Below are 22,885 nucleotides of genomic sequence, written 5' to 3'. Positions count from 1 at the left end.
TTCGGGGAGGGGACCGTGCGAGGAGCGAGACGAAAAGGCGGGCGCGTGACGGTGGTCGGAGGCGTCGTGCTGGGGGTGTTGGCGGGCTTCGGGGGTGTGGGGCAGGCCGTGGCCGGTGGGGAGCGCGGGCCCGTGGTGACGCATCCGGGGTCGGTGCCGGTCGAGTACGCGGCCGGGGACGTCTGTTCCTTTCCGGCCCGCACCGAGTTCCCGGTCAGTGACCTGACCCTGAAGACGTGGAACGACGCCGAGGGCAACCCGCGTTACGCGGTCGAGTCCGGTGCCCTGGTGCTTCGGGCCACCAATCTCCGGACGGGCAAGTCCGTGGACCGGGACGTCTCCGGTACGGCGCTGATGCGCTACGCGCCGGGGCGTCCCGGGACGTTCGTCATGTCGGGGTACGACTGGGCCGCGGGCTTCCACGGAGGGGACCGTCCCGCGCACCGGTGGATCGCCGCGCGGGATCACATGAGCGTGTCTTTCAACGACGAGGGCGGGCGGAACGTCAGGCGTCTGCTGGCGCTCGGTGGCCGGTACGAGGATCTCTGTCGCACTCTCGGCTGAGCCCTGTGGTGTGCGTCAGTCCTCGTGTGGGGAGTGGGGCGGGTCATCGCGTACTCCAGGCCGGGTTCGTCCGGGCGGACGGGCTGGGATTCTCCCGTGCGGGTGAAGCCCCTTCGCCGGTAGAACCGTTCGGCGCGGTCGTTGCCGGCGGCGACCCAGAGGCGGAGTTCGGTGCGGGCGTGGGCGGCGGCGTAGGTGAGGGCCGTGTCGAGGAGCAGGTCGGCGGTGCCCGAACCGCGGGCGGCGGGGGTGACCCAGAAGGAGACCAGTTCGGCCGACCGGGGGTCGGTGAGAAGCACGCTCGCCAGGCCGCAGGGGGCGCCGTCGCGTTCCGCGAGGAAGGTGTTCCGGCGGGAGAGGCGCTCGCGCCACGTCTCCTCCGGGAAGGCTTGTTCCCTTGCCCAGGTTGAGCCGAACGCCTCGGGCGCGTCGGCGAGGGCCGCCAGACGGACGGAGCGGTAGAGGCGCCAATCGTCGGGACGCAGGGGGCGGATGGTGGTCTGTGGCATGGGGACGACCGTCGCAGGGTGGGATGGTGGGGGGCAAGCGACTTTTCACTTCGTCGGAATGCTTGGGATTTATGGGGCGTAAGGGGGTGTATCCCCAGCGTCGTTGACAAAGTTAGGGTTGCCTAACCTAGGGTTGGGTCTGTGAGTGGCAACCACCCCCGCACCCGCACGCGCCTTGCGTCGCTGTACGCGATCGCCGTTGGTGTCGCGATCTTTGTCTAGCGGCACCCGGCGCTCTTACGCCACCCCCGGATCCCTCCATCTCTGCATCCCCGCAGATCTCCCGACCGGCCCCGGCCCGCCGCGCGTCCCCTCGGCGTACCCGCGGCACCTCCGCGGCGCCCCCGTGGCACCTGGCCTCGCGCCCCGGCCCGAAAGGCGTTCCCGTGCGGCTGACCGACCGCTTCCCCTTCCTTGCTCCCGCCCCGCCGACCCGCGTTCCGCCGTGCCCTGCCCGGGAGGGGGTCGTATGAGCCCGCAGGACCCGGGCCGCGGCCTGGAGGACGGGATCGTCGTCCGGGTCCTCGACGCCCTGCTCCGTGAAGACGTCTGCCGGCTGCGTGGCACGGCGCGGGCCGTGAGCCGGCCGGACGGGGAGCGGCTGGCGCTCACCGTCGCCGGGGAAACGGTCCTGCTGCCCGTCGCGTACGACGGTCCGGGAGGCGCGGCGCGGGTCCGCGCGCCCCTGCTGGAGACCGCGCACGGCCCGGTCACCGGCCTGGGCGCGGTGCTGGCACGGCTGCGCCCCGCGACGGACCCCCGGGAACGTGCCGGTTTCGACGCCCTCGCCGCCGCGTGCGCGGCCGAACTCGCCGCCCTGCTGCTCCGCGAGCGGACCCGCGAAGACGTCACCGAACGGCTGGCCGACGCGTACGGGCGCAGCGCCGCCGCGTGGACCGGACCGCGCGGCGCCCTCGCGTACGACGTCCTCGCCGCCCGCCTGCCCGACCCGACCCCCGACGAGCCGACCGGGATCCGTCGAACTCCCGCGACGCACACCGGAGTTCCACCCCTGCCTTGGTCTCCGTTGGGTCGCCCTCCCCAGCGCGGCCGTCCACCGGGGCCCGGTGGGGCCGCCGGGGTGGTGGCCCGCCCCGACGTCCTCGGCCTGCCCGAACTCGCCGCCACCCACACCATGCTGCCTGTCCACCCGCTGACCGCCGGACCGTCGCTCGACCGGGCGCTGCGCGCCACCGGCCTGGACGGCGTGGCGCGGCTCGCCGAGAAGCCCTGGGCGGACGCGGTGCCGACGCGGTCGACGGGCGTGCTCGCCCTCGTCGACGCGCCGGAGTTCAGGATCGAACTCCCGCTACCCTCAAGCGACTCGGCCGGGCCCGCGACGCTCTCCGACGGGGTGGTGACACAACGGCTCCTGGAGGAAGTCCTGCTGTGCGAGCCGGACTTCGCCGGATCCGTCCTCCCCGCCGCCGCGGACACCTACCTGCACGCCGGACACCCGCTGCTCACCGCCCGCGTGCGCCACGAACCGTACGAACCGGCCGGCGACGCCCACGTCGTGCCCGTCGCCGCACTGGCCGCCCGGGCACCGGACGGCGAACCGGTCGCCGGCGTACTCGCCCGGCGCTACTACGGGGGTCGGCGCGGGCCTTCGCCGACGCCTTCCTGACGCTGCTCCTGGACTGGTGCACCACCCTCTTCTCCTACGGCGTCGCGCTGGAGACCCACCCCCGGGACCTGGCGCTGGTGCTGGACGAACACCGCGGCCGCACCCGCCTGCGGCTGCTCTACCGGGACCACGCCGGCCCCCGCGTGAACGGGGTGCGGCTCGCCTCCCGCCTCGGCGGCGAGGCCGCGGACCTCCTCGGATTCGCCGACCGTGGGATCCTCGCCGGGCACGACGGCCCCGTCGCCGACCTCCTCGCCGCCGGCGCCCTGCGGCGGTGCGCGGTGGAGCCCCTGGCCGCGCTCGCCGGAACGGGCCGCGCCGACGGCCTCCGCCTGCTCCGCGACCGCCTCGACGACGCCCTGCACCGGCTCCCGCGCGGCGCCGCGGCCGTCCTCCGCACCCGCCTGCTGGACGCCGGCCGGCTGCCGGTCCGCGCCGTCGTCACCCCGCTCCTGCGGCCGGGCGCGCCACCGTATGTGAATGTGCGGAACTACCTGACGGCGCCGATGCGTTGACGCCAGCCTGGTCGGATCGCCTTCGCTGGACCGCGTCGGCCGTACCGTCTCGGCTGGACCGCGTTGGCCGGACCGCGTCGGCTGAACCGCGTCGGCCGAACCGCGTCCGCTGAGCCGCCTGCGCCGAATGGCCCCCGCTGACCCGCGCCTCCGAAACGCCCCGCCCGATCGCCCCCACCGAACCGCCCCCGCCGACCCGTCTGCGCCGAACCGCCCCCGCTGACGCGCGCCCGCCGGAACACCCCCGCCCGACCGCTCTCGCCCAGCCACCTCCGTCGGCCCACCCCGCCCAACCACCGCCCCCACCCGACCACTTCCACCGGCCCCCAACCCCCACCCCCCCCAAAACCGCCGCTCAAAGCTCCCGCACGTACCGCCACTCCGCCGCCGACCACACGTACCCGAGCCACCCGTTGACCGCCAGCATCGGCCCGTTCCCCGAGTCGTTGCCCGTGAACGCCTCCGTGCAGCCCGCCGCCTTCGCCCGCCGCAGGGCGTGGCTCTTGACGAGTTTGGCCAGGCCGCGGCCGCGGTGGGCCCGTGCCGTGCCCGTCATGGCGGACATCACGCGGCCGTGGCCGTCGCTCTGGACGAGGGTGAACGCGGCGGGGGCGCCGTCCACGACGGCGACCGTCGAGAGGTCGAGGTCGAGGCCGGGCCGCCGCCAGTCGCGGTCGAGCCACTCCTCGTACGGTGGGACGACGGCGGACACGTCCGCCGGTTCGTCCGCCGCGCACTCGGTGTCCAGGGCGTGGATCGGGCGCGGGTCGTCGGCGAAGTCGGCCAGAGGGCGCAGTTCCACGTCCCGGGGCCGTTCCGGCGCCGGCGGCAGCGGGGTGGCCGCGAGGTCGAGGCGGAGGAAGCCGGCGCGGCGCAGCCGGCGGTAGCCGTGGGACTCGGCGTGAGCGGGGGAGTGGCCGTCGTCGTTCGCCCAGATGTAGACGGACCGGGCGCCGGCCGCCGCCAGGTAATCCTCGGCCGCGCGGAGGAGCGCCGACGCGGTGGCCTCGGCGGTCGGTCCGTCCAGGCCGGGGTCGGCGTAGGGGGAGGCGAACGCCCGTCCGTCCGGGCGGGATTCGTCGTCCGTGTACAGGCCCATGCGGACGCTGCCGGCGATCCGGCCGTCCGTCGTCTCGGCGACGAGCAGCCGGTAGCGCTGCTCCGGTGGCGCGGTGCGCAGCTCCCAGAGCAGCGTTCCGGCGGTGACGACCATGAACGGGACCGCCGCGCGGCGGGCTTGGGCGACGGCTTCGGCGTCGGCCGGGGTGAACTCCCGGAGGGTGATGGGCATGCGGCGAACCGTATGGCGGAGAAGGATCGGTTTGCGAAAGGTTTTCCGTACGCATGGTTGGTACATGCATCTATGAGGCGTAGCGTCGCCCCCGCGAACCGCCGCGGACCCCTGCGGACGGCGGCGGTCCGCGTCGGACGGGGGTCGAGCCATGCCCCGGAGCGCCCGCGTGGCGCCCGGGCGACTGCCGAAAGGGGACACCGCGACCATGTGCGGAATCGCCGGATGGATCGCCTACGACCAGGACCTCACCACCGCCGGGGCGCGCGCCGCCCTGGAGGCGATGACGCGGACGATGGAGTGCCGGGGACCGGACGCCTCGGGGATCTGGCAGGACACCCACGCCGCGTTCGGCCACCGCAGGCTGGCCGTCATCGATATCGAGGGCGGGCGGCAGCCGATGCTCGTCGAGCACGACGGCCGCACCCGGCTCGCCCTCACCTACAGCGGCGAGGTCTACAACTACCGCGAGCTGCGCGGCGAACTCGCCGGCCGCGGCCACACGTTCCGTACCAGCAGTGACACCGAGGTCGTCCTGCACGCCTACCTCGAGTGGGGCGAGGCGTTCACCGAGCGCCTCAACGGCATGTTCGCGTTCGCCCTCTGGGACCCGCGGACCGAGGAACTCCTGCTTGTCCGCGACCGGATGGGCATCAAGCCGCTCTACTACCACCCCACGCCCGGCGGCGTCCTCTTCGGCTCCGAGCAGAAGGCCGTCCTCGCCCACCCCGCCGTCCGCGCGACCGTCGGCGCCGAAGGGCTGGCGGAGGTGCTGGCCTTCGTCAAGACGCCGGGCCACGGCGTCTACGACGGGCTGCACGAGGTGCGGCCCGGCCACACCGTCCGCATCCGCCGGGACGGGACCACCGCGCGGACCACCGTCCGCCGCTACTGGGCGCTGGAGGCGCGCGAGCACCCCGACGACATCCCCACCACCGTCGCGCGCGTCCGTGAACTCCTCGACGACATCGTCGCCCGCCAGCTCATCGCCGACGTCCCGCTGTGCACCCTGCTCTCCGGCGGACTCGACTCCTCCGCCGTCACCGCGCTCGCCGCCAAGGGGCTCGCGGAGGCGGGCCGCGGACCCGTCCGCTCCTTCTCCGTCGACTTCGCCGGCCAGACCGACAACTTCGTCCCCGACGACCTGCGCGGCACCCCCGACGGCCCGTACGCGCACGCCCTCGCCGCGCACGTCCACTCCGACCACCGGGACATCGTCCTCGACACCGCCGCCCTTATGGACCGCGGCCACCGGCGGGCCGTGCTCACCGCCCGCGACCTGCCCACCGGCTTCGGCGACGGCGACACCTCGCTCTACCTGCTGTTCAAGGCGATACGCGAACAGTCCACGGTCGCCCTCTCGGGGGAGTCCGCCGACGAGGTGTTCGGCGGCTACAAGTGGTTCCACGACCCGGCGGCCGTGCACGCGGACACCTTCCCCTGGGTCGCGGCCGGCGTCGCCCACACCTTCGCCGGCGGCGACAGCGCCCTCGGCGCGCTCCTCGCCAAGGACGTCCTCGACGCCGTCGACCTGCCCGGGTACACCGAGGCCCGCTACCGCGAGGCCCTCGACGAGGTGCCCCGGCTGCCCGGCGAGACCGGTCTCGAACGGCGCATGCGCGAAGTCTGCTACCTCCACCTCACCCGGTTCGTCCAGATCCTCCTCGACCGCAAGGACCGGGCCAGCATGGCCACCGGGCTGGAAGTGCGGGTGCCGTTCTGCGACCACCGGCTCGTCGAGTACGTGTTCAACACCCCCTGGTCGATGAAGACGTTCGACGGGCGAGAGAAGTCCCTGCTGCGCGCCGCCGTCCGCGACGTCCTGCCCGACGTCGTCGCCGACCGCGTCAAGAGCCCGTACCCCGCCACCCAGGACCCGCGCTACGGCACCGCCCTCCGCGCCGAACTCCGCGAACTGGCCGCCGACCGGGACGCCCCCGTCCGGCCGCTGCTCCGCGAGGACGCGCTCCGGGACGCCCTCTCGGAGGACTCCGGCGACCAGTACCGGGGGGCCGTCGAACTCGTCCTCGGACTGGACGCGTGGCTGCGGACGGGCGGGATCGACCTGCGAGTGTGAGATGGCGGGTGTGAGGGAGCGGGGGTGAGGGGGCGGGTTTGAACGGGCGCCGGGCGGCAGGGCGCGGACGGCGCACAATGGATGACGCACACCGCCCAGCCAGCCAGGAGACCCACGTGGCCTTGCACCTGACCGTCGATCCGGAAGCGCCCCAGCCGCCCTACGAGCAGATCCGCGCCCACATCGCCGACCGGGCCCGCTCCGGCGCGCTGCCCGTCGGCCACCGGCTGCCGACGGTCCGCGGCCTCGCCGAGGAACTGGGCCTCGCCGTCAACACCGTCGCCAAGGCCTACCGGGCCCTGGAGGCGGACGGCGTGATCGAGACCCACGGCCGCAACGGCACCTTCGTCGCCGCCCCCGGCGACACCGCCGACCGCGAGGCCGCGACCGCCGCCCGCGCCTACGCCGAACGGGCCCACCGGCTCGGCCTGGGCCGGGAGGCGGCGCTGGCGGCGGCGGAGGAGGCGCTGCGGGCGGTGTACGGGGACTGACGGGCGGGGGCGTTCCGACGGGCAGACTTGGCTTGTCGCAGACCTATGCCGCGGGCCGCGGTCGGTCGAGGGCATGCAGGTGATTGGCGAGTCGGTGCAGGGCACGGGAGCGTAGAGGTCCCACCGAGCCGCGGGCAATGTTCAGGAGCCGGCTGATCTCGTCATAACCGGGTGCCTGGTCAGCGCTGAGCAGCGTGAGCAGGGCCTTGTCCCGGGGAGACAGGCGGGCCAGCGCGGTCCGCACGCGTACCCTGTCTTCCTCGGCCAGCAGCGCTTCTTCCGGGCCGGGGTGGCATGGCACCGCGGTGCTGTGCTCCAAGGCGGCCGCGTCCTCCACAGGGATGTACCGGCGAGCACGTTCGTACTGGCGAAGACTCTCGCGCCGCGCGCAAGTGGTCAGCCACGCGGAAAACCGCTCCGGGGTATGCAACCGGTGCAGGCTCTGGTGCACCTTGAGCCACGTCTGCTGGAAGACCTCCTCGCAGTCGTCCTTGTCCAGCCGATGCGAGCGGGGGATTGTCCAGACTAGTGCCGAGTAGCGCTCCACGAGTGCTGTCCATGCCTCCTGAGAACCTGCCAGGCAGAGCGCGATCAAGCGGCTGGGGTCCGCTGCGCCTCCTTCAAGGGGTGCCAAGGAGCGGCCGCCACCGCAGGCGTCCGCCGGACGCGGTTGCGCCAAGGTCATGGGTTTTTCCCGTCTTCGAACATCGGGCATCGAGTCGTCTTCGAGGGCACGTCGGCGGGCGGGTGGGCGGACTGACTGCCCGCCCGCCCACTCACCTGCGTGGGACCTACCTCAGCCGCCGAGGCTGTCCGCTTCGACGACGACGCAGCCGAGCTGCCCCTCCCGGGACACCGCGGTGACGATGGCGGTCTCGTGCGGGGCGGCGCCCTGCTCCTGCCACACCCCGAGCAGCCCCGCCATTTGGAGCGGTCCGCCTGCGCTGAAGCACTCCCCGACGGTGTCCTTGACACGGATGACGCGCTGGGGCACACGACCGCCGAGGGCAGCGGTTACCGCGCGCTGTTCGATGCGTTCCAGACCGGTCTGCCCCGTGGCGCCCAGCGACACGGCGTGCACCTCGTCCGCTCGCTTGCCGCTGCGCTCCAGCGCCGTGGCGATCACCACGGTCAGCGCGTCGGCCAGACCCCGGCGACCGGCGAACGCCGTCTCGCAGGCCAGAATGCGGGCCAGCCCATGGCGTCCCGACGCACGAACGGTCGTCTCCGGCTCGACCATCAGGACAGCCGACCCCTCGCCCACGGCGGCATCGATCTCAAGAGCGCCCGACCTGTGCCAGCCCCAGGCGCTCTGTGAACAGAACTCCTCGACACCACCGGCCAACAGGCGATCGGCGTGTCCTTGGCGAAGTGCGTTGCGGGCGTAGCGGAGGGTCTGGACGCCGGCGAGATGACCACCGGCGAGGGTGGCGTTCACGCCCTTGAAGCCATGCCGAATAGCGATCTGTCCCGCAGCACAGTTCATGACCGTGTTGGGGAAGAGGCTCGGGTTGACCAGGTAGGGACGCTCCAGACGCAGCGTCTCCATCGAGTACTCGCTGGAGCTGCGGATGGAGCCGGTGCTGGTGCCGAGAACCACACCGGTGCGCGGGGTCACCGGTCCGGGGAGCCCCTTCAGGGCCAGATGGCAGGCGAGTAGCCCGAGTCGTGTCGTGCGATCCAGGTGACGGTTGCCCTTGCGGCCGATATGAGTGTGAACGGCGTCGGCAAGCCCGGGCACGATCTGAGCGGGGCGCGGAGGCAGGGTCTCCTCGCCGATCTCCGTCGGATCCGCGTGGCCTTGTTCGTGGGCGATGAGGGCACGAGAGAACGCGCCAAGACCGAGCCCGGCCGGGGTGACCGCGCCCACCGCCGTGACGGAGAGCGGAGTGACGGCGGCTGCTTCGGCGGGAACCGTACTCATGCGACCTTCCCGAGGATGGTGATGGCATTGTTGCCGCCAAAGGCGAACCCGTGGTTCTCCACGACCTGCGGCTGTGCGATGCGGGCCGTGCCGGGGACGGGGTCGACGCCTTCACCCAGCGCCGGATCGACCTGCTCGACATTGGCGGTGGGCGGCAGGAAGCCCTCGTACAGGGCCATGCAGCAGATCAGGGCACCGAAGCCGCTGGCCGCCCCCATCGTGTGGCCGATGATCGACTTGATGGAGCTGATCGGGGGTATGCGATTGCCGAACACCTCGCGGGCAGCGGCCACCTCGGTGGCGTCGTTGGTGCGCGTCCCCGTGCCGTGCGCACAGATGTAGTCGATCTGCTCGGGGAGCACGCCGGCGTTACGGTGGGCGTCCCTGATGCACGCTGCGATGCTGGTTGGATCGGGGTGCACCATGTGTTCGGCGTCGCAGTTGACGCTGTACCCGAGGACCTCGGCGTAGATCCGGGCGCCGCGGCTGACAGCCCGGTCGTACGGCTCCAGAAGCAGGGCGACGCCCCCTCGGCCGTCAGGATCCCGCTCCGGTCGGTGTCGAAGGGGCGGCACACCTCTTCGGCCAGGGCGCCGAGGCGGAAGAACCCGGCATGCGCCCATCGGTTCAGGGAGTCCGCGCCGCCGGCCAGCATGTAGTCGGCTTCGCCGCTCGCGACCATGTCGTAGGCGTAGCCGAGCGCGTAGTTGCTGGCCGAGCATGCGGTGGCCAGGGTCAGCGCCTCGCCCGTGAGACCGAGCTCAGTGTTCACCGCGGCGGCGATCCGCCCGGCGGGGGCAGCGGCGATGCGTTCGGGGCTGAGTGCCTTGAGTCCGTCGTTCGCCCACTCGCCGACCAGTTCCTCGATCACGGCCGATTCGCCACTGGTGGTTCCCATGGCCGATCCGGATCGGGATGCGGCGAGTTGGGTGTCCTCAAGCCCCGAGTCAGCGACGGCGAGCCGTGCGGCTGCTGCGGCGAACTGGGCGCTTCGCCCCCATAGTTCGGGGTCTAGGTGGTGCAGCCACGCGCGCGGGTCGAAGTCATGCACCTCACCGGCGTACACATGAGGAAAGCCGGTCGTATCGAAGCTGCAGATCTCCGACGTGGTCGGCCGGCCTGCCCGGATGGCCGCGGTGAACTCCGCGGCGCCGATGCCCGCGCTGCTCACGGCGCCGAGGCCGGTGACGACTACGCGGCGCATGTCCAGCTCAGACATCGGCGCCACGCAGGCTGCGGGTAACGACCGTACGGACGCCGTTGAGATCGCCCATTTCGGCGAGGTCGTCCTGCGGGATGGTGATGCCCAGCTCCTTTTCCAGGCGGGCCAGGATCTCTATGGCGAGCAGTGAGTCCGCGTCGTGGTCCTCGATGAATCGGCTGGTGTCGGTGAGTTCACTCTCTTCCAGCTCCAGCACGTCGATGATGATCTCGCGCAGCTGCGCGTCCTGCTCTTCGGACAGGGTGATGACGGTCTTGGCGCTCATGGTGTGTACCTTTCTCAGTTCCAGAGGCGCGGCGGTACGTGGGCCGCGGGGATCGTTTGTTCGGGGTGGTGGGGTCAGCGGGTGTTGACGGGTATGCGCTCGGGACTTTCGCGGTGCCGGAGGTTGACCGCGGACGCCTTGGCCAGTGCGACCGGGTTCAGGAACCGCATGGGCCCGATGAGCCGGGAGGCGAACATGTGCATGTGCCGAGCCATGGCGTCATCGCGAGCCGCTGCCGAGAACATCAATCGCTCGAAGGGGTTGAAGGGGCGGGACTTGGCATAGTCGGCGGCCAGGTGCTGGTGGCCGCCGAGCTTGCGGCGGTGCCGCTTCTCATACGCGGCGAGAGCCTGGTCCGGATCGGTGCGTCCAAGGACGGCTGGAGCCACAGCCTCGGTCAGCCACTGGGCCGATTCGAGGGCCCAACCGCAGCCGACGCCCCACAGCGGGTCACCGGTGACAGCTGCGTCACCGACCAGCGCGACACCCTGACCGATCGGCTTGCGACTGTGGAGCGGGTAGTTGACGGTACCTGTGATCTTGGTGATGCGTTCTGCGGCGTCTATGCCAGGCGCCTCGGGCAGGTCGCGTACGAACTGCATGAAGGCGCCTTCCAGGTCCTCACGGAAGGCCGGCAGGCGCTTTTTGTCGGGGATGACGGCGACGATCGTCACACCATCGTCGTTCGGCATCGCGTACGCCATGTCCGGTTCGAGGAACCAGGAATGGGTGATGCCGTCCCGGAGCTCCAGGCCACGGAAGTGGGCGAAGTAGCTGAACCGCCCATTCTCGAAGGTGCGCGTGGGCAGCTCCGCGTGCTTGCCGACGGCGGAGTCTCTGCCGTCCGCCCCGACCACCAGGCGGGCGGACATCTCGCGTTCCCCCTCCAAGGTCTTGACCCGGACACCGGCCACCCGGCCGCCGCGCCGGACCAGTCCGGTGACGGTGTGCCCGAGAAGCAGGTCGACTCCGGGCGTTCGGGCCGCGTGGTCGCGAAGCAGCGGGTCAAGGGTGCTGCGCCGCACGTTGTACGCGTAGGGCAGCTCCCCCTTGCCCGGTGCGGGCTTCGGCTCGATCCACCCCCACCGCGTATACCAGCGGGCCTCGTTGCGGATGGCACCCGCCCTCTCCAGGGCCGGGATCACACCCAGCTCATCGAGAACGGGGTAGGCGCACGGCTGGAGGTAATGCGTGCAGAGCACTTTGTACGCGGCCGGGTCCGAGCGACGCTCAAGCAGCGCCACCCGGACGCCGCGGCGGGCGAGCAGAACCGCCGCAGTACAACCCGCGACGCTCGCTCCGCTGATGACGACGTCGTAAGTGCGGTCTTCCGGTGTGGTCATGCGCAGATGACTTCCTTGTCGGATCGGCAGAGGCCGAGGCGGACGAAATGATCTGTGATGGCGGCGGCGACCTGGAGCGGCTGCTGCTGCTGGCAGAAGTGGCTCAGCCCGGGATCCTGAACGAGACTGAAGTGGGCAACCCGGGCGCTGAGTTCGCTGACAGCGGCCGGCGGTGCGGACGGATCGCCGCTTCCGCTGACCATGAGGACCGGTACGGCGATGTCCCGCAGAGCGAGCTTCGGGGTGCGGGCGAGCATCGTGTAGAACTGCAGGAAGCCGTGCGGCTCCACCCGCTCACGGACCTTGTCCGTCATTGTGGCGAGAATGTCCTTGGGGATGCGCGCGGCACGTGACCCCAACTGCGCTCGCAGTCCCTCAGCGAGAACGTCGCGGAACCGGTGGATCGCCTCGTCGAAGAACCTTGGGTCGACGGGGGTATCGTGCGGCCGGTAGACGGGCGCTACCAGGACGGCGGGCACCGCTGCCACGGCCGTGCGACGCGCCAGAAGGTCCAGCAGGGTGGTTGCGCCGAAGGAATGCGCCACGACGGCGTTCGCAGGCCGCGGCAACAGTTCCAGGGAGCGGCGCAGCCATGTGGGGGATGCGCCGCCGTCCGCCCACCGGTGACGCGAACCGTTGCGCCAGGGCAGATCCAGGGAGAACAGATGAAGTTCCCGTGGCAGGAAGTCGGCCAGCGCGCGCCAGCTCTGCCAGCTCTCCTCGAAACCGTGCACCAGCGCGACGCAAGGCGTCCCCGGAGTGTACGAGGGACGTTCCCAGACACGAATCTCCTCGCCATCGATCGACTGGTCGACGACCTGATGCCAGCCGGCGCCGTCCGGTGTTCCTCGGTTCGCTCGGTTCGTCGACACTCGTCTCACTCCTCGCCGTCGCTCAGTGACCGGGACGGCGCAGACGGTAGTGGGCCGATTCCGGCCAAGGGGAGTTCGATGGAGCGGAAGTGGAGGGCGGGCGGAGGCGTAGCCCAGCCGGGGTGGAGCTCGCAGGCAGTGTGGCTTCAGGCGGGCTTCAGGTCGACGCCAGGTGGCGGGCGGCCTGGCCGGACGAGAGCGGTCGGCGCTTTGTCATTGCTTGACCTATGCCCTGAACAACGCGCTGAGCTGCAAATATGTGACTTCGGAGCGCCTTGCGGGGCTGTATCGATGTTGACAGCCCAGTGGCTGGATTCATAAGGTCACGGTTATCAGTTACTAACAGGTAACAAGGGGGATTGATGGACGTATCGGTGCTCGGCGCGTTCGCGGTGGACTTGCCGGGGGCGGCACCGCACCCACCGCGGTGAAGCAGGCCAAGCTTCTCGCTTTGCTCGCGCTGCGCCGCGGGCAGACCGTGTCGCCGGCAGAGTGCGCACAGGAACTCTGGGCGGACCAAGCGCCCCGCAGCGCCGGGGCGGCACTCCACACGTACATTCGCAAACTGCGGGAACTGGTCGCCGCGGGGATACCTGACATAGACCCCAAAACAGTGATCGTCACCCGCCCAGGCGGATACACACTCAACCCGCTCTCCGTCCAGATCGACGCCGAGGCCTTCGAGCGCCTGGCCGAGCGCGGGCACCGCGCTATGGCCGGCGGTGATGACGCCGTCGCCGCTGCCCGCTTCCGCCAAGCACTGGCGCTGTGGCGCGGCCCCGCCCTCAGTGACCTGCCGCGCGGACCGCTCCTGACCATTCACGCCAAGGAACTCGAAGAACGGCGCCGGACCGCCCTGGACCGATGCATCAGCGCGGAACTCAGGCTCGGACGCCACTATGAACTCCTCGGGGAGCTGGTCGCGTACGCGACAGCCGACCCCACACATGAGCGCCTGCATGCACAGCTCATGCTGGCGCTCCACCGCGCCGGGCGCCGCGTCGAGGCCCTCCAGGTCTACCGAGACCTGCGCCGGGAGCTCACCAGCCGACTCGGCATCGAACCGGCACCTCATATCCGCGATCTGTACCGCGCCATCCTGTCAGCGGACCGCAGCCTGCAGTCCGAGCCGACCAGGGAACGCGAGCCGATGGTGGCGTAGCCACCGAGCGGTTCTGCTCTCATGATCCGTCCCACACCCCCCATTGCGCAGACAGCCTTGCCCGCATGGCACAGATCACTTCATAGACAGTGTCCTGGGAGCCGAGTCGGCGGCTCTGTACCTATCCCGACCTCCGGGGACAGAGCCGGCCATCAGGGATCCGTATGCGCTTCGAAAGCCCACTCGTCATCCGTTCCGTCAGCACATGGCTGCCGGAAACCCGCCAGACAGCCGAGGCAGCGGTACGTGCCGGACTCGTCACCGCGGAACAGGCCGCAGCAACGGGAGCGCGCGAAGTCCCCGTCTCCACGAACGCATCCGGCCCCGAGATGGCGGTACACGCCGGCCGCAGATCCCTGACCCGCGCGGGCATGAACGGAACCGACATCGACCTGGTCCTCCACGGTTGGGTCTACCACCAGGGTCAGGACTTCTGGTCCCCGGCTCACTACGTCGCCCACCAACTCGGCGCCGTAAACGCCGTCCCGATGGGCCTGCAGCAGATGTGCCATGTCGGAGCGATGGGCCTGCACACCGCCGCGGTCCGGCTCCAGGCCGATCCCTCGGTACGCACCGCCCTCGTCACCACAGGCGACCGCTTCACGGCTCCCGGCTTCGACCGGTGGCGCAGCGACTACGACGCGGCCTTCGGGGATGGCGGCACAGCGGCCGTCCTGGCCCGCTCCGGCCCCGGCCTGCGCATCGCTTCTTACGCCACGTCGGCGGCCCCCGAGCTGGAGACCATGTACCGGGGCAACGACGCTTTCAGTACGGCACCTCTTTCACACTCCGCACCCATCGACGCCCGGCGCACCAAGAAGGCGTTCCTGGCGGCCGGCGGCATGGCCAGATTCGCCGAGATCGGCCCAGTCAAGGTACGCCAGACCCTGCTGACGGCCCTCCGCGAAGCCGGCCTGGAGCCGGACGACCCACGGATCCGATGCGCCGCGCTCTCCAGGCTCGGGCCGAAGACCATCGAGCTGCTCTATTTGCCGATCATGAAAGATGTACTCAAGGTGGACATCCTCCAACTCGGCGCACACACCGGCCACCTCGGCGGCGGTGACAGCCTTGCCAACCTCGCCGACATATGGGACCAAGACCTGCTGGCTCCGGGAGAGTACGCCATCAGCTTCAGCGGAGGTGGCGGCTTCACCTGGTCCTGCCTGATAGTCCAGCGCGCTGAGGTCTGACATCTCCCTCCGCGCGCCGCCCACGCGACAGGGCAGGCGCGGCGGCACGCGCCCACAGCTGGTGCCGCGCCTTGCGCTCTACCGCACGACGGGCGAGCGGATCACGGCGCTCCTCCACGAGTTGTCGCCGCTCGTGGAGCCGCCGAGCCTGGACGAGGACTTCGTGGTCCTCAAGGCCGGGGCCGTAGCAGGCGGTGAGGTCTTGGCGCGGGCGCCGGAGACGGCCTACGGAAGTGTTCCCGCACACGATGGCCCTCGCGCGCGGTGAACGGCCAGTGGTCGCCGAGAAGGACGCCAAGTGAGTCAGTCAAGGAAGCGGCCTCGGACGCGTGGATGGGCCGTGCGCATCGAACTCCACTTCATTGCGCAGCAGTTGACGCTTCATTTGGGCCGTACGCGGTCGGGTCGGGCACGGTGGTGCGCCCGATCCCGGCTTGGCGGGTGTGGACCGGGAAGTCATGGCAGGCCGGGTCGCAAGAGATATTGCCGGTTCTTTCCCGCTTCTCGGTCCCGCCGACGAGACGCTCCTGGTCCGGTGTGCCGAGGGTGGCCCGCGGTACGGGAGACGGGCCGAAGCGCTTGAGAGCGCGCCGCTGGGCGGGGTGCGTCAGGGGGTCCAGTGCTCCACGGGCAGGACGGCCACGCATGCCTTCGCCCATGTCTCGTCCAGGCTCCACAGGTCCATGGCGGCCATGTTGTTGAGCATCATGCCAAGGGAAAGGAATTGCTTCACTGTTACGTCGTCCGCGCCGGAATTATTCTTCACAGTGTGCCACATCCGGCCGAATCCAGTTTGGACGGCTGTCCTGATTTCCATGTCGTTACAGGCGGCGAAAGCATGCATCTGTACCAGCAGGAAAGTTTGGTTCTCGCGGACTAGGGCCCCGTATGCCTGCCCCATGGCCACGAGGGCTTCCCTGCCGCTCAGGCCGGCACTCACGCGGTCGAAGTTGTCCACAATGTCGTCGAACGAGGCGTCGACGACCGCAATGAAGAGTCCTAGTTTGGTGCCGAAGAGGCGGAACACGTAAGGGTTGCTGATATCTGCCTTCCGTGCGATTGCTTCCACTGACGTCCCATAGAAACCGGTCCGCGCGAATTCCTCAGACGCAATCCCAAGGATCTGCTTACGCCGGTCCGCCGCCGTCATTCGTTGCATCTTCATATATAACCACGCACCTGACTCTCGCCTCACCCCTCGGGGGTGGCTCGCTGGCGTTGACTGAGTAGTGACTCAGTACTATCTTCGTTGCTGCGGCTGGTCTTTGCAACCCGGACCCTTGCAGCCGCCATCCCTCCACCGTGCGCCTGAGCCGCGCGTCCGGCAGCCGGCTGACCGTCGGCGGCTCCGCAATCGCTTCGCCGCTCAGTCCTCGCTACTTCCGGCTCACCGCCCACTCTTCTGTGAAAGTTGCCATGGCCACTTCATCCATAACCGAGCAGCCGGCCGGCGCGCCGACGCACCAGCGCCGCGACCGGCGTCGTACGCTCGCCGCCGCCACCATCTGCGCCGGCATCCTCATCTCCACCCTCGACCTCACCATCGTCAACGTCGCCTTTCCTGCGATCGGCGCCGACTTCACCGATGCGTCCGTCGCTGACCTGTCGTGGATCCTCAATGGCTACGCGATCGTCTTCGCTGCTCTGCTGATACCGGCCGGGCGGTTCGCCGACAGGTTCGGCATGAAGAACGTTTTCATGACCGGCTTGGGCCTGTTCACCGTTGCCTCCGGCCTGTGCGCGGTGGCCGGCTCCGTGGATGCGCTGAACGCCGCCCGGTTGCTGCAAGCCGTTGGCGCCGCCGCGCTCGGGCCCACCTCGATGGGGCTGCTCATGGTGACGTACGGGGCCGAACAGCGCGCCAAGGCCATGCGAGTCTGGGCCACGGCCTCAGGGGTCGCAGCGGCTTCAGGGCCCCTGGTCGGCGGCGTTCTGGTCAACGTCGACTGGCCGTGGATCTTCCTGGTCAACCTGCCGATCGGCGTCCTCGCCGTCATCGTCGGCGCTCGCGTCATCGCCCCGGGAAGGCACCCTTCCAAGGAACGCCAACCGATGCCCGACCTGTTCGGCTCCGCCCTGCTCGCCGTCGCCATCGGGCTGCTCGCCCTCGGCATCGTGAAGGCGCCCGACTGGGGCTGGGGGACGGGCAAGGTACTCGGCGCCCTCGTCGGCAGCATGATTCTCATCGCTGTTCTGCTCTTCCGCTCCTCCCGTCACACCAGTCCGGTCATCGACCTCTCTTTGCTGCGGATCCGCGACTTCTCCATGGCCAACGTCGCGTCCGCCTTCTACTACGTGGCCTTCGCCGCAGGTGTGCTCTCCGTGTCGCTGTGGTGCCAGAACGTCTGGGGCTGGTCAGCACTCGCGACCGGCATGGCGATGGCACCCGGCAACCTGATGCTGCCCTTCTTGTCGATCCTGTCCGCCAAGTTGGTCGCCAAGTTGGGCCAGGTGCTGAGCGTGGTGTTCGGCTCGACTGTCCTCGCCATCGGATCGGCCTGGTGGGCTGTCGCCGTCACGGTCGAGCCCAACTATGTGTGGGGCATGCTGCCCGGCGTCCTCCTGACCCGCATCGGCATGGGACTGTCGCTCGCACCGTTGATGGGCGCCAGCACCCGGGAGCTCCCGGCCACCGCCGTGGCCACGGGCTCGGGTCTGAACAATATGTTCCGCCAGGTCGGCTTCGTCCTCGGCGTTTCCCTTCTCATCGTGATCATCGGCAATCCGAGCGACTCTGAGGCCGCGCTCACCGCCTACCGCGCCGGCTGGTGGTTCACCGCGGCGGCGTCGCTGGCGGCAAGCCTGACCATCCTCGCTCTGCGGATCGACCGGCCCAAGAAGAACGCTTAGACCAGCCGAGGGCGGGGCGGAACGCCCGGCGTTCCGCCCCGCCCTCGCGTTTTCGAGACCGCTGTATCCAAACCCTCCCGATGCGCTCTGTACCGGACGCGTCATCCCGTTTTCGTAGGGAGCCCTTGATGACTGACACCCTGAACGCGCCTTCGCACACGGTGCTGTGGGGCAAGTGGATGGACCTTTGGAACGGCCAGTGGGAGCGGGCCGATGAGATCCTCGCCAGGGACCTGGTCGTGCACCTGCCGCGGTACGGGATGCCTGCACCGGACGCCATCAGCACCCCCGAGCGGTTCGTGGCATGGATCGAAGCCTTCCGCTCCTCGTACGCGAACGCTCATATCCAAACGGCGCTCGGCCCCTTCGCGGACGCCGCCCATGTGATCGGCCGTTGGGTGTTCCGCGGCAACTGGCAGCCCGGGAGGCCGCCGGGGGCCACTGCCGCACCGGGAACCCCCGTCACGCTGCGCGGTGCCGACATTCTTCGCCTGGACGACTCCGGACGGATCGCGGAGTACTGGCTCTCCGACGATCTGATGGACGTCTACGTCGACCTTGGCGCCCCACTGCCCACCCCGTGAGCTGAGCTCCATGTCGGCAACCCTCTCTGCTCATCTCGACCGTGAAGGAACACTTATGCAGGAAGAGCAGCGCTCCCTCGTCATCGTCACCGGCGGAACACGCGGCATCGGCCGAGCCACCGCCGTCCAGTTGGCCAGCGAGGGCTACAACATTGCGTTCTGCGGACGCAGCCCGTCGGCGGCGGCGGAGGAGACCGCCGAACTGATTCGCGCGCAGGGCGCGAGCTGTTTCCACAAGCCCTGCGACGTCACTGACTTCAGGGCCGTCGACACCTTTGTGAAGCACGCCGAAGAGGCGTTGGGACCAGCATCCGGACTGGTGAACTCCGCAGGCATCGTCAAGGACAACCACCTGGTGATGATGCCGGTCGAGGACTGGCACTCGGTGATCGACACCAATCTCACAGGGACCTTCAACTTCTGCCGTGCCGTTGGCTTCCGCATGCTCAAACGGCGTACCGGAGCGATCGTCAACATCTCCTCGGTCGCAGGTGTCTACGGACACGCGACGCAGGCCAATTACGCCGCGTCGAAGGGCGGTGTGAACAGTCTGAGCCGGACGCTCGCCAAGGAACTGGCTCGCCATGGTATCCGCGTCAACGTGGTCGCCCCTGGCTTCATCGAGACGGACATGACAGACCAGCTCAGCGCGAAGGCGCACAAGGAGGCCATCGCCTCCGTGCCGCTCCGGCGCTTCGGCACCGCTCAGGAGGTCGCGAATCTCACAGCGTTCCTGCTGTCGGACAAGGCGTCCTATGTCACCGGCCAGGTGCTGCAAGTCGACGGTGGCGTGGCACTGTGACAGATCCGCAGCCGCGGGCGGACGCCGGCACGTTGCACACCTGGTGGTTGACCGTGCCGCCCTTGAGCGAGGCCGCCGAAGGTGCGGCCCGCCTGCTCGATGACGAGCAGCGGCGGCGGGCAGCCCGGCTCAAGCCCCGGCAACGCCATCGCCGGATCTTCGCCCACGCGGGTCTGCGCACCCTCCTCGCCGACTACCTTGATGCCGCACCGGAGGAGCTGACGTTCAGGCGGGCGCCCTGCCCCAGTTGCGGAGGGCCGCACGGCCGTCCCTACCTCGTCGGCGCGTCCGACTTGGGGTTCTCGATGTCGCACTCGGGAGACGGGGTCTTGTACGCCGTTTCCGCCAGGGCGGCGCTGGGGGCGGACGTGGAAGCCACCACGGTTGCGAACCATACGCTGGATGCCGTCTCACGATGGCTCTCCGCCGAGGAACGGCAGGACATCGCCGCCGCCGCTCCGGCGGACCACAGTGCGCTCTTCCTGCGTTACTGGGTGCGCAGAGAGGCGTACGTGAAAGCAGTGGGCACGGGGCTGGCCCACGGCCTCGGGCCTGCCCCTTGGGCCTTGCCCGACGGGTGGCGTCATCTGGACATCGACGTCCCCGAAGGCTATGTGGCAAGCGTCGCTTGGCACGGTGACACACCACCCGTCCACAACGGGCGGATGCCGCCGAGCCGGATACTCGGCTCCCACCACAAGGAGGAGCAGGATGCCTGAGAGTCAGGAGATGGCGGACGCGATGGCAGAGATCACTGTGCTCGCAAGAGTACGCGCCGTGGTGGGCCGTCCGCCAACCGAACTGGTGCGGGAGGTCAGTGCATGGCCGGCGCCAAAGGCCCGCGACACTATCCACCACAACCCCACCACGGTGAACATTCCGGTCCGGGCACTAGGGGACGGACAGGCTCCACGGGTAGGACCGGTGAAACTCGCCGGGGCTGTACTTGATGTCCAGGCGCGAGGGCTTCTTCTCCGCCGTGAACGCGAACTCCAGGCGCGTCGACCCGCCCTCCCCGACCACCGCCGGTCGCCCCGAGCGGAGTTCCGCGGGGAAGTCGGGGAGCCAGTTGACGCCGGGGTTCGCGTGCAGGTAACTCCCCATGCCGTCGCGCAGTTCCACCGGGGCGCCACTGGCGTTCGTCACGATGACCGGCACCTGGTACGCGCGCGTCGCCGGTGCTCCGTCGCCGGTCGTGCCGGCGGGGAGGGTGACGGGCCGGACGGGACCGATGGAGACGCGGACGTTGTCGTCGTAGGTGACGGTGCCCTCCCGGGCGGGGGACCGGCTGGCGGCGGCGCCCGACTTCTCACGGGCGGCGACTCCCTGCTCGGTCCGGTAGCGGATACAGCCGCCGTCGGCCGACAGGATGGGCCTCTTCGTGTACGAGTCGGTACCCATGAAGAGGGCGATGCCGTGGTCGGCGACGGTGCGGATGCCCGGCCATCGCGGCTCGGAGCGGTCGTCGGTGTCCTGGGAGGACGCGGGGTCCGGCGTATTCCGGACCTTCCAGCCGTGCTGCTGCCATGACGCGCGGAGCCTGCTGAGGTCGGCCAGGTAGTCCGCCTTGCGGGCGTATTCCAGGGACTTCTCGTACTTGGGCCGGCCCCTGGTCACGCCGTTGTCGTCGGCCCCCAGGTCGTCGACGCACGAGGTGCTGCGCTCCTCCTGCGTCCAGCCGGGTCTCCCCACGCCCGGGCGGAGGCCGGCGACGGCCGTTCTCCCGGCCTCACGGGTCCTGATCTCCTGCGTACGGTAGTCGGCCGCGGACCGTACGGGACCTCCGTCGAGTTTTTCGAAGAAGTCGTGCACCGCGCCGCACGCCCAGAAGAGCAGCGCGAACGCGGCCGCGAGGATGAGCCACCGCCGGACCACTGTCTTACGACTCACTCCTGCGGTCGGGGTGTCCACGGTGGCGACGGCCGGCTCCTGGGGCGGGTGTTTCTCCATGGGACGATCACACGCCACGGACCCCGCTCGCCGACAGCGACGACTTACTCAGCTCACTCCACCGGAACTCAGCCGGAACTGAGCTGGAACTGAGTCCGGAACTGAGTACGCGTACCCAGGGAAGCGGAGCGTTCACCGCCCCGACCGTTCACCACCACCGATCGGCCGGAACCCCCCGGACCGGCCCCTCCGGCCGATATCCTGGCCGTGATGGGACGTCATGCCGGGAGACCGGCTGCCGGGGGACCGGCGTTGCCGAAACGGGGGCGGTGGCGGCTGACCGCCCTGCTCGCGGTCGTGGCCTGCGCCCTGGCCCTGCTGCTCGCCGCGATCCTCGCCGGCTGGCACTCCCGGGACGGCACGCCGTCCGACGAGCGGGCCGAGGTCGGGTGGGGCTTCACCCACACCCAGTACAGCGCCGACCGCGGCGAGGACACCGCCCGGCGGACCGCCGACAAGCTGCTCGCGGCCGAGTCCCTGCCGCAGAACCAGCACGTCATGGGCTGGGGTGCCGACAACCCCGAGCCCCGGCCCGGCCGTTACAACTTCGCCGACCTCGACCGCCGCGTCGCCCTGATGCGCCGCTCGGGCGGAACGCCCGTCCTCACCCTCTGCTGTGCCCCCGACTGGATGAAGGGCGGGGGCGCGCAGACCGACTGGTCCCAGAAGTCCCTGGAGAAGGCCCCCGACCCGGACCACTACCGCGACTTCGCCAAGCTGGCCGGAGTGATCGCCAAGCGCTACCCGGACGTCCACCACTTCATCGTCTGGAACGAACTCAAGGGTTTCTACGACGAATCCCGTAAGCGCTGGAACTACGAGGGGTACACCGAGCTCTACAACCTCGTCTACGAGGAGATCAGAAAACAGCGGGACGACGTCCTCATCGGCGGGCCGTACGTCGTCATGGACAGCAACCCGCCCGACACGGCCTCCAACATCTCCTCCCTGCAAGGGCCGTGGGGCATCGTCGACCAGCGCGCCGTAGACGCCCTGGAGTACTGGAACCGCCACAAGGCGGGCGCCGACTTCGTCGTCGTCGACGGCTCCAGCTACACCCGGGACGGCAACCGGCTCCTCCCCGACGAGTTCGGCGCCACCCGCAAGTTCGCCGACGTCACCGCCTGGCTGCGGAAGACCACCGGTCTGCCCGTCTGGTGGGCCGAGTGGTACGTCGAGCCCCCCGACGCCCAGGACAACCGGGCCGGCTGGGCCGAGGACCACCGCGTCGCCGTCCAGGCGACCGCCATGATGAACATGGCCGAATCCGGCGTCTCCGCCGCCTTCTACTGGAACCCCGAAACCGACACCGGCAGCTGCCCCGGCTGCCTCTGGAGCAGCACCGCCCTCACCGGTGGCGGCACCCGCCTCCCCATGATGGACCTCCTCTCCCGCTTCGCCCGGGAGTTCCCCCGGGGAAGGAGGTCCACCGGCCGGACGTGCAGGGCGACGGCGTGCAGGCGCTCGCGTCGCGGGACGCGACGGTGGTCGTCAACACGCGGGACGCGGACGTCCGGGTACGGGTGGACGGGCGGGCGGTGGAGTTGAAGGGGTACGAGGTGCGGTGGCTGGGGTGAGGTCTCGTTCCGACGGCCACCGGCGAGACGGCGGCGCGGACGCAGCCGTGGGCCGCCGCGGAGGGAA

The 22,885-nt window shown here is 70.1% G+C and carries 21 protein-coding genes and 2 pseudogenes; 12 read left to right on the top strand and 11 right to left on the bottom strand.

Translation table 11 applies throughout. The features are described from left to right. Positions 1-45 precede the first annotated feature (45 nt). On the top strand, positions 46-564 hold the full coding sequence (locus ACQEVS_RS06760) for a hypothetical protein (RefSeq protein WP_433016575.1): 519 nt from the start codon (positions 46-48) through the stop codon (positions 562-564). Here ACQEVS_RS06760 and ACQEVS_RS06755 read toward each other — a convergent pair. Further along, positions 465-1,073 (bottom strand): N-acetyltransferase family protein, encoded by a 609-nt coding sequence (locus ACQEVS_RS06755; RefSeq protein ID WP_433016572.1) that lies wholly within the window; start codon positions 1,071-1,073, stop codon positions 465-467. The two genes, ACQEVS_RS06760 and ACQEVS_RS06755, sit on opposite strands and share 100 nt — an antisense overlap. 469 nt (positions 1,074-1,542) lie before the next feature. Between ACQEVS_RS06755 and ACQEVS_RS06750 the strand changes: the two genes are divergently transcribed. Together ACQEVS_RS06750 and ACQEVS_RS06745 are read left to right on the top strand one after the other, a co-directional pair. Continuing rightward, complete coding sequence (locus tag ACQEVS_RS06750) at positions 1,543-2,700, top strand: hypothetical protein (protein ID WP_433016569.1); 1,158 nt, start codon at positions 1,543-1,545, stop codon at positions 2,698-2,700. After that, positions 2,697-3,215, top strand: a complete 519-nt coding sequence (locus ACQEVS_RS06745) for an IucA/IucC family C-terminal-domain containing protein (protein WP_433027316.1) — start codon at positions 2,697-2,699, stop codon at positions 3,213-3,215. The genes ACQEVS_RS06750 and ACQEVS_RS06745 overlap by 4 nt, the downstream gene beginning before the upstream one ends. Positions 3,216-3,570: 355 nt before the next feature. Here the strand turns inward: ACQEVS_RS06745 and ACQEVS_RS06740 are convergent, their stop codons facing one another. After that, complete coding sequence (locus tag ACQEVS_RS06740) at positions 3,571-4,506, bottom strand: GNAT family N-acetyltransferase (protein WP_433016566.1); 936 nt, start codon at positions 4,504-4,506, stop codon at positions 3,571-3,573. Between the two features lie 208 nt (positions 4,507-4,714). Here ACQEVS_RS06740 and asnB point away from each other — a divergent pair, with 208 nt between their 5' ends. Beyond that, a complete protein-coding gene (gene asnB, locus ACQEVS_RS06735) occupies positions 4,715-6,583 on the top strand; it encodes an asparagine synthase (glutamine-hydrolyzing) (RefSeq protein WP_433016563.1) in 1,869 nt (622 codons plus the stop codon). A gap of 77 nt (positions 6,584-6,660) precedes the next feature. After that, on the top strand, positions 6,661-7,074 hold the full coding sequence (locus tag ACQEVS_RS06730; RefSeq protein ID WP_433016560.1) for a GntR family transcriptional regulator: 414 nt from the start codon (positions 6,661-6,663) through the stop codon (positions 7,072-7,074). Positions 7,075-7,117: 43 nt separating this feature from the next. On the opposite strand, the gene ACQEVS_RS06725 is transcribed toward ACQEVS_RS06730, so the two are convergent. The 7 genes and pseudogenes from ACQEVS_RS06725 to ACQEVS_RS06695 form a co-directional block, all read right to left on the bottom strand. Further along, positions 7,118-7,669, bottom strand: coding sequence for an RNA polymerase sigma factor (locus tag ACQEVS_RS06725; RefSeq protein ID WP_433016557.1), 552 nt, complete (start codon positions 7,667-7,669; stop codon positions 7,118-7,120). 201 nt (positions 7,670-7,870) lie between these two features. Then, positions 7,871-8,998: a beta-ketoacyl synthase N-terminal-like domain-containing protein gene (locus ACQEVS_RS06720; protein ID WP_433016554.1), complete on the bottom strand. Its 1,128-nt coding sequence runs from the start codon at positions 8,996-8,998 to the stop codon at positions 7,871-7,873. Beyond that, complete coding sequence (locus ACQEVS_RS06715) at positions 8,995-9,573, bottom strand: hypothetical protein (protein ID WP_433016551.1); 579 nt, start codon at positions 9,571-9,573, stop codon at positions 8,995-8,997. The genes ACQEVS_RS06720 and ACQEVS_RS06715 overlap by 4 nt, the downstream gene beginning before the upstream one ends. Positions 9,574-9,581: 8 nt before the next feature. Then, positions 9,582-10,202 (bottom strand): annotated as a pseudogene (locus ACQEVS_RS06710) (beta-ketoacyl synthase N-terminal-like domain-containing protein); the annotation flags it as partial. Between the two features lie 7 nt (positions 10,203-10,209). Next, on the bottom strand, positions 10,210-10,485 hold the full coding sequence (locus ACQEVS_RS06705) for an acyl carrier protein (protein ID WP_433016548.1): 276 nt from the start codon (positions 10,483-10,485) through the stop codon (positions 10,210-10,212). Between the two features lie 74 nt (positions 10,486-10,559). Continuing rightward, a complete protein-coding gene (locus ACQEVS_RS06700) occupies positions 10,560-11,828 on the bottom strand; it encodes an NAD(P)/FAD-dependent oxidoreductase (protein ID WP_433016545.1) in 1,269 nt (422 codons plus the stop codon). Continuing rightward, positions 11,825-12,700, bottom strand: coding sequence for an alpha/beta fold hydrolase (locus ACQEVS_RS06695; protein WP_433016542.1), 876 nt, complete (start codon positions 12,698-12,700; stop codon positions 11,825-11,827). Before ACQEVS_RS06695 ends, ACQEVS_RS06700 begins: the two co-directional genes overlap by 4 nt. A 427-nt stretch (positions 12,701-13,127) precedes the next feature. On the opposite strand from ACQEVS_RS06695, the gene ACQEVS_RS06690 reads away from it, so the two are divergent. Further along, a complete protein-coding gene (locus ACQEVS_RS06690; protein ID WP_433016539.1) occupies positions 13,128-13,862 on the top strand; it encodes an AfsR/SARP family transcriptional regulator in 735 nt (244 codons plus the stop codon). A 371-nt stretch (positions 13,863-14,233) separates the two neighbouring features. After that, entirely contained in the window at positions 14,234-15,055 is an 822-nt protein-coding gene (locus ACQEVS_RS06685) for a 3-oxoacyl-ACP synthase (protein ID WP_433016536.1), read from the top strand. 607 nt (positions 15,056-15,662) lie between these two features. Here the strand turns inward: ACQEVS_RS06685 and ACQEVS_RS06680 are convergent. Next, on the bottom strand, positions 15,663-16,220 hold the full coding sequence (locus ACQEVS_RS06680; RefSeq protein ID WP_433016533.1) for a TetR/AcrR family transcriptional regulator: 558 nt from the start codon (positions 16,218-16,220) through the stop codon (positions 15,663-15,665). Positions 16,221-16,357: 137 nt separating this feature from the next. Between ACQEVS_RS06680 and ACQEVS_RS06675 the strand changes: the two genes are divergently transcribed. The 4 genes from ACQEVS_RS06675 to ACQEVS_RS06660 all read left to right on the top strand — a co-directional run bounded on the left by ACQEVS_RS06675 (position 16,358) and on the right by ACQEVS_RS06660 (position 20,010). Continuing rightward, a complete protein-coding gene (locus ACQEVS_RS06675) occupies positions 16,358-17,905 on the top strand; it encodes a DHA2 family efflux MFS transporter permease subunit (RefSeq protein WP_433016530.1) in 1,548 nt (515 codons plus the stop codon). Between the two features lie 128 nt (positions 17,906-18,033). Then, positions 18,034-18,489: an ester cyclase gene (locus tag ACQEVS_RS06670; RefSeq protein WP_433016527.1), complete on the top strand. Its 456-nt coding sequence runs from the start codon at positions 18,034-18,036 to the stop codon at positions 18,487-18,489. 55 nt (positions 18,490-18,544) lie between these two features. After that, positions 18,545-19,291 (top strand): 3-oxoacyl-[acyl-carrier-protein] reductase, encoded by a 747-nt coding sequence (fabG, locus tag ACQEVS_RS06665; protein WP_433016524.1) that lies wholly within the window; start codon positions 18,545-18,547, stop codon positions 19,289-19,291. Positions 19,292-19,353: 62 nt separating this feature from the next. Beyond that, positions 19,354-20,010 (top strand): 4'-phosphopantetheinyl transferase family protein, encoded by a 657-nt coding sequence (locus ACQEVS_RS06660; RefSeq protein WP_433016521.1) that lies wholly within the window; start codon positions 19,354-19,356, stop codon positions 20,008-20,010. Between the two features lie 172 nt (positions 20,011-20,182). Here ACQEVS_RS06660 and ACQEVS_RS06655 read toward each other — a convergent pair whose 3' ends face one another. After that, on the bottom strand, positions 20,183-21,241 hold the full coding sequence (locus tag ACQEVS_RS06655; RefSeq protein WP_433016518.1) for a hypothetical protein: 1,059 nt from the start codon (positions 21,239-21,241) through the stop codon (positions 20,183-20,185). 210 nt (positions 21,242-21,451) lie between these two features. On the opposite strand from ACQEVS_RS06655, the pseudogene ACQEVS_RS06650 reads away from it, so the two are divergent. Further along, positions 21,452-22,818: pseudogene (locus ACQEVS_RS06650) on the top strand (xylan 1,4-beta-xylosidase). The last annotated feature ends 67 nt before the right edge of the window (positions 22,819-22,885 follow it).

It is taken from the genome of Streptomyces sp. CA-181903, assembly GCF_050937075.1.
Classification (GTDB): domain Bacteria; phylum Actinomycetota; class Actinomycetes; order Streptomycetales; family Streptomycetaceae; genus Streptomyces.
The sequence above is the reverse complement of the archived record's forward strand: the minus strand, read 5'-3'. Positions and strand labels throughout refer to the sequence as shown.

Excerpts from the sequence above, each read along its gene's own strand:
- ACQEVS_RS06755 (WP_433016572.1), bottom strand. The coding sequence starts at position 1,073 with ATGCCACAGACCACCATCCGCCCCCTGCGTCCCGACGATTGGCGCCTC.
- ACQEVS_RS06720 (WP_433016554.1), bottom strand. The coding sequence starts at position 8,998 with ATGAGTACGGTTCCCGCCGAAGCAGCCGCCGTCACTCCGCTCTCCGTC.
- ACQEVS_RS06680 (WP_433016533.1), bottom strand. The coding sequence starts at position 16,220 with ATGAAGATGCAACGAATGACGGCGGCGGACCGGCGTAAGCAGATCCTT.
- ACQEVS_RS06705 (WP_433016548.1), bottom strand. The coding sequence starts at position 10,485 with ATGAGCGCCAAGACCGTCATCACCCTGTCCGAAGAGCAGGACGCGCAG.
- ACQEVS_RS06740 (WP_433016566.1), bottom strand. The coding sequence starts at position 4,506 with ATGCCCATCACCCTCCGGGAGTTCACCCCGGCCGACGCCGAAGCCGTC.
- ACQEVS_RS06730 (WP_433016560.1), top strand. The coding sequence starts at position 6,661 with ATGGATGACGCACACCGCCCAGCCAGCCAGGAGACCCACGTGGCCTTG.
- ACQEVS_RS06700 (WP_433016545.1), bottom strand. The coding sequence starts at position 11,828 with ATGACCACACCGGAAGACCGCACTTACGACGTCGTCATCAGCGGAGCG.
- asnB (WP_433016563.1), top strand. The coding sequence starts at position 4,715 with ATGTGCGGAATCGCCGGATGGATCGCCTACGACCAGGACCTCACCACC.
- ACQEVS_RS06670 (WP_433016527.1), top strand. The coding sequence starts at position 18,034 with ATGACTGACACCCTGAACGCGCCTTCGCACACGGTGCTGTGGGGCAAG.
- ACQEVS_RS06750 (WP_433016569.1), top strand. The coding sequence starts at position 1,543 with ATGAGCCCGCAGGACCCGGGCCGCGGCCTGGAGGACGGGATCGTCGTC.
- fabG (WP_433016524.1), top strand. The coding sequence starts at position 18,545 with ATGCAGGAAGAGCAGCGCTCCCTCGTCATCGTCACCGGCGGAACACGC.
- ACQEVS_RS06655 (WP_433016518.1), bottom strand. The coding sequence starts at position 21,241 with ATGGAGAAACACCCGCCCCAGGAGCCGGCCGTCGCCACCGTGGACACC.
- ACQEVS_RS06685 (WP_433016536.1), top strand. The coding sequence starts at position 14,234 with ATGAACGGAACCGACATCGACCTGGTCCTCCACGGTTGGGTCTACCAC.